7 protein-coding genes and 1 tRNA gene are annotated in these 4,525 nt (G+C 42.0%); 4 read left to right on the top strand and 4 right to left on the bottom strand.

Features of this window, described 5'->3' with window-relative positions:
• The 3 genes from GCCT14_RS03690 to rpsL form a co-directional block, all read right to left on the bottom strand.
• On the bottom strand, positions 1-1,256 hold a 1,256-nt coding region (locus GCCT14_RS03690; RefSeq protein WP_157952579.1), incomplete at its 3' end, for an elongation factor G.
• A 23-nt stretch (positions 1,257-1,279) separates the two neighbouring features.
• Positions 1,280-1,753, bottom strand: a complete 474-nt coding sequence (gene rpsG, locus GCCT14_RS03685) for a 30S ribosomal protein S7 (protein ID WP_108624291.1) — start codon at positions 1,751-1,753, stop codon at positions 1,280-1,282.
• A 98-nt stretch (positions 1,754-1,851) separates the two neighbouring features.
• Positions 1,852-2,241 (bottom strand): 30S ribosomal protein S12, encoded by a 390-nt coding sequence (gene rpsL / locus GCCT14_RS03680; protein WP_108624290.1) that lies wholly within the window; start codon positions 2,239-2,241, stop codon positions 1,852-1,854.
• 155 nt (positions 2,242-2,396) lie between these two features.
• On the opposite strand from rpsL, the gene GCCT14_RS03675 reads away from it, so the two are divergent.
• The 4 genes from GCCT14_RS03675 (at position 2,397) to cgtA (ending at position 4,253) form a co-directional block, all read left to right on the top strand.
• Positions 2,397-2,469: transfer RNA gene (locus GCCT14_RS03675), tRNA-Phe, on the top strand.
• Positions 2,470-2,642: 173 nt separating this feature from the next.
• Positions 2,643-2,975 carry a 50S ribosomal protein L21 gene (rplU, locus tag GCCT14_RS03670; RefSeq protein ID WP_108624289.1) on the top strand — a complete coding sequence of 111 codons (333 nt, stop codon included), beginning with the start codon at positions 2,643-2,645 and terminating at the stop codon, positions 2,973-2,975.
• A gap of 1 nt (position 2,976) precedes the next feature.
• A complete protein-coding gene (rpmA, locus tag GCCT14_RS03665; protein ID WP_108624288.1) occupies positions 2,977-3,237 on the top strand; it encodes a 50S ribosomal protein L27 in 261 nt (86 codons plus the stop codon).
• Positions 3,238-3,248: 11 nt separating this feature from the next.
• On the top strand, positions 3,249-4,253 hold the full coding sequence (cgtA, locus tag GCCT14_RS03660) for an Obg family GTPase CgtA (RefSeq protein WP_108624287.1): 1,005 nt from the start codon (positions 3,249-3,251) through the stop codon (positions 4,251-4,253).
• Here cgtA and GCCT14_RS03655 read toward each other — a convergent pair.
• Positions 4,241-4,525: hypothetical protein (locus tag GCCT14_RS03655; RefSeq protein ID WP_157952578.1), on the bottom strand; the 285-nt coding region annotated here is incomplete at its 5' end. The two genes, cgtA and GCCT14_RS03655, sit on opposite strands and share 13 nt — an antisense overlap.

Genomic DNA, 4,525 nt, shown 5'->3' with positions numbered 1-4,525 from the left:
GGTTCAATAGCCATCGAAATAACAGGCTCTGGGAATTCCATTTTTTCCAGTAGAAGTTGTGCCCCTTCTTGGCAAAGAGTGTCACCAGTAGTTGTAAACTTAAGACCGACGAAAGCTGGAATTTCACCAACAGTCGTTCTGTCAAGATCAGTTCGATCGTTGGCATTCATTTGCAGGATACGAGAAATCCTCTCCTTCTTTCCCTTTGATGCGTTAAATATCGCAGTCCCTTTTTCAAGTGTTCCACTGTAAACTCGAACATACGTAAGACGCCCAACATGTGGGTCACTCATAATCTTAAACGCCAATGCAACAAATGGCCCATTTGGGTCAGGAGTAAGGCTTTTCTCCTCTTCTTCGCGTGGATCAAACCCTCTCACTTCTTTACGATCAAGCGGGGAAGGAAGCCATCGAACTATACAATCCAATAACTGCTGAACACCTTTGTTTTTGAAAGCACTTCCACAAAGAACGGGTATAATTTCTCCTTCAATAACACCGCTCCGAATTTGATTTTGAATTCGATCAACTGTAAGAGCATCTGGATTAGATAAAAGGTCGTCGAGAAATGTGTCATCACCAGAACAACTAGCAATCTCTTCCAACATGTTCATGCGGTGATTGCGACACTCTTCTATCATATGATCAGGAACATCTCCGATGGAAAATTTCTTCCCTAAATCATCCTCAAAAAAAACTGCTTTCCATTCGATTAAGTCAACAATTCCGCTAAAGTCACTTTCAGCTCCTATCGGAACGTGTACTGGTACGGGAGATGCTCCTAACTTATCCTTAATTGAGCGCACAGCACCAAAAAAATCAGCGCCCATTCGGTCCATTTTATTTATAAATGCTAGTCTAGGAACGCCGTACTTGTCCGCTTGACGCCAAACTGTTTCAGTTTGAGGCTGTACACCTGCTACTGCACATACGACAGCACAAGCGCCATCAAGAACTCGAAGCGCTCGCTCAACTTCCATTGTAAAATCGACGTGTCCAGGAGTATCGATGATGTTTATGACAGAATTACCCCAAAAAACCCTCGTGGAAGCAGAAGTGATGGTGATACCTCTTTCACGTTCTTGCTCCATCCAGTCCATTGTAGCGGATCCTTTATGGACTTCACCCATCGCGTGCACGGATCCAGAATAGAAAAGGATCCTCTCTGTAAGAGTTGTCTTTCCTGCGTCAATGTGCGCCATGATTCCAATATTTCGAAGCAAGGCTAGTTGGGAATCCTGTGAACTCGATGACATTTGATGTTACCCTCTTAACTAAACTACCATTTGTAGTGAGCGAATGCTTTATTCGCCTCAGCAGCTCGGTGTGTTTCATCACGCCTTTTTACACTAGTGCCTTGTCCATTGTAGGCATCCAAAAGCTCAAGTGCGAGAGCATTTTCCATACTTCTCCCAGGCCTCGAACGTGCAAATTGAATGATCCATTTGAAGGCCATAGAAATTCTCTTGTCTGCTGGCAGCTCGACTGGAACTTGGTATGTTGCCCCCCCGACTCTTCTCGATTTAACGGAAACTAGAGGCTTTACATTTTCAACAGCTTGTTCGAATGCCTTTACAGGATCTTCTGCGTTTACTTTATGCGCAAATGTGGATAGAGCTCGGTAAACAATCCTCTGCGCAAGGGATTTTTTACCTTTCATCATAACCCGATTTATGAACTTCGCCAAAAGATGACTGGAGAATTCAGGATCAGGATCAATTACTCTTTTTTCTGCGCGATGCCGACGAGACATAAATAAGCCTCTTAAAATCCATAATTTAATTTTGGGGGGTAGTTCCGAAACTAATTCGGGGGGAAAGGCGAAAAAACTACGAACATCTTCCAGTTACACTATTTGGAAGATGTTTTAGCAACAGGCCTCTTTGTACCGTACTTTGATCTACTTTTCATTCTTCCTTTTACACCAGCACAATCCATCACACCTCTTACAATGTGATAACGCACACCTGGAAGGTCCTTCGTTCTACCACCTCGTATGAGAACCATGCTGTGTTCTTGTAAGTTATGGCCTTCTCCACCAATGTAAGCGATCACTTCTTGCCCATTTGATAACCGCACCCAAGCAACCTTTCTTAATGCAGAATTAGGCTTTTTTGGAGTTTTTGTTTTTACCTGAAGACAAACCCCACGTTTTTGAGGACACGACTGTAAAGCAGGAGCCTTCGATCCTCTTACTTTAGATTGTCGCCCTTTTCTAAGAAGTTGGTTTTTTGTCGGCATTCAGAACGCTCCCGAAAGTGAAAAGACCCCCGAAAGGTTAACTATTTTACAGAATATTTTCAATTCATTGCTGGTAACATACTTATCGGGAAGCACTTGAAAAGTGATAGACTACATTGCAGAGAAAGGCTACGTACGATTATCCTCCGGCATTTGGCCAGGTAGCTCAGTCGGTAGAGCAAAGGACTGAAAATCCTTGTGTCACCGGTTCGATTCCGGTCCTGGCTAAGTTCTTAAAATGCATTTGTTGTAGTTGTTCTCTGTCGACGAATTGCCTTTCTTGTAATGGTTAGAGTTTGACAATCTCTATTGATCGAGTTTAAAATCAGTGACTCGTTTTGTAATTAATTTCGTCTTTGTTGATTTAGCATTGCTTTTTCATTAGCCTGGGAGCGTGTCGAATGGATTTAATGTATGCTGTTGCACGCGCAGGTGGCAAGCAGTACAAGTTTGAAGTTGGCAAATTTGTTGATTTGGAACTGCTTCCAGCTGAGTCTGGTGGGACTGTGGAGCTGTGTGATGTTTTGGCAATTCGTGAAAAAGATGGGGAGCTTTTGGTTGGTTCTCCGATTATTCCAGGTGCTAAAATAGTTGTTAGAATCGTCGGGGATGTTTCCGGTGAGAAACTTATCTTTTTTCGATACAAGAGAAGAAAAAGATATCGTAGGCGTTTAGGTCATCGCCAGAAATATTCTCGAATTGAAGTTATTGAGATTGTGAAGGGGGTGAGTTGAGGTGGCTCACAAAAAAGGGCAAGGTTCTACTAGGAATGGAAGGGACTCTCTTCCAAAATATTTAGGCGTAAAAGTTGGAGACGGACAGTTTGTTTCTGCTGGTAGCATACTTGTTCGTCAGCGTGGCACGAAATGGCACCCTGGAAAAAATGTAGGTAGGGGTTCGGACGACACTCTTTTTGCGATGATTTCTGGTCGTGTTCGTTTTTTTCGTCGCAAGAAGGTGGTTCTTGAGGTTAATTCTTTAGATTCTGCTGTGTAAATTGTTGTTGAATGTCTCTCTTTGTTGATGAAATAGCAAGTGTTCAGTTGGCGTCTGGTCGTGGTGGTGATGGTGCAGTCTCTTGGATTCGTGCAAAGCGCATTCCAAAAGGAGGGCCGGGAGGAGGAAATGGAGGATCTGGAGGATCGATTATTGTACGATCTTCACCTCACATTCATTCATTGCATTCTTTGCTAGAGAAACCTGTTTTTAAAGCTGAAGATGGAAAAAGGGGCGGATCGAACGGATGCAGGGGTGCAAATGGAAGGGATTTAGTTATTGATCTTCCGGAAGGCACTGTTGTTTTTGATTTTGATAATGGAGAGCTTCTTGCTGATGTCTCAGCTTCTGATCGTGTAGTCGTCTGTAAAGGTGGACGTGGAGGAAAAGGTAATTTAGTTTTTCGTTCTTCTACTAACCAATCTCCTTGGTCGAAAACAGAAGGTCTTCCTGGTGAGATTAGAACTGTTAGTTTAGAGGTTCGTTCTCTTGCTGACGTTGGTTTGATAGGACTGCCTAATGCAGGAAAGTCTACTCTTTTCTCTTCCTTAACTGGCATTCCAGTGCGAATTGGATCGTATCCCTTTACGACTCTTGTTCCTAATCTTGGTGTTCTTTCAACTCATTTTGGGCCTTGGACTTTGGCTGATATACCAGGACTTATTGAGGGAGCTCATTCTGGTAGAGGTCTCGGACATCGCTTTTTGCGTCACATCAGTCGCGTAAGAATTCTTGTATTTGTTGTCGAGTTGCGTGAAGATCATTTAGATATGGAAAGAGATGTCGGTCTTCTTTTTGATCAGTTACATGTTTATGACTCATCTCTTCTTGGGAAAGAATATTTTTTGCTTCTTTCTAAAGCAGACAGTTTTGAATCGTCTCGTATTTGTGAGATTGTCTCTTTTTTTAATCAAAAATATAATTTTTCTGCGATTTTTCCAGTGTCAGGAATGACAGGTGAGGGAGTCCAAAATATAAGAGAATCCCTAGAGTCTTATTTGTTTCATTTTAAATGATAAACAGAGTCGGCTAGTCCGTTGATATAGATAGTTTGTCTTTTTCCTTTTTGTTCAAAGAGAATGAGATAAATCGGAAGAAAGATTGTACGTGAAGATTGGACTTTTAGGTTCTCTTCTTCGAAAAAGATTTCCATTAAAAATATTATTTCTTTTTCTGAAAATTGAGCTCGAAAAACTAAAGCGTTGTCACAAGGAGCAGAAGAAAGAGATCTGTTTGTTTCAGTAAAAGGCCGATTAGGCCATTTGGGATGATCGACATGAATTTGTAA

The sequence above is a fragment of the Candidatus Similichlamydia epinepheli genome, assembly GCF_003056015.1.
This window is presented reverse-complemented; position numbering and strand designations above follow the sequence as displayed.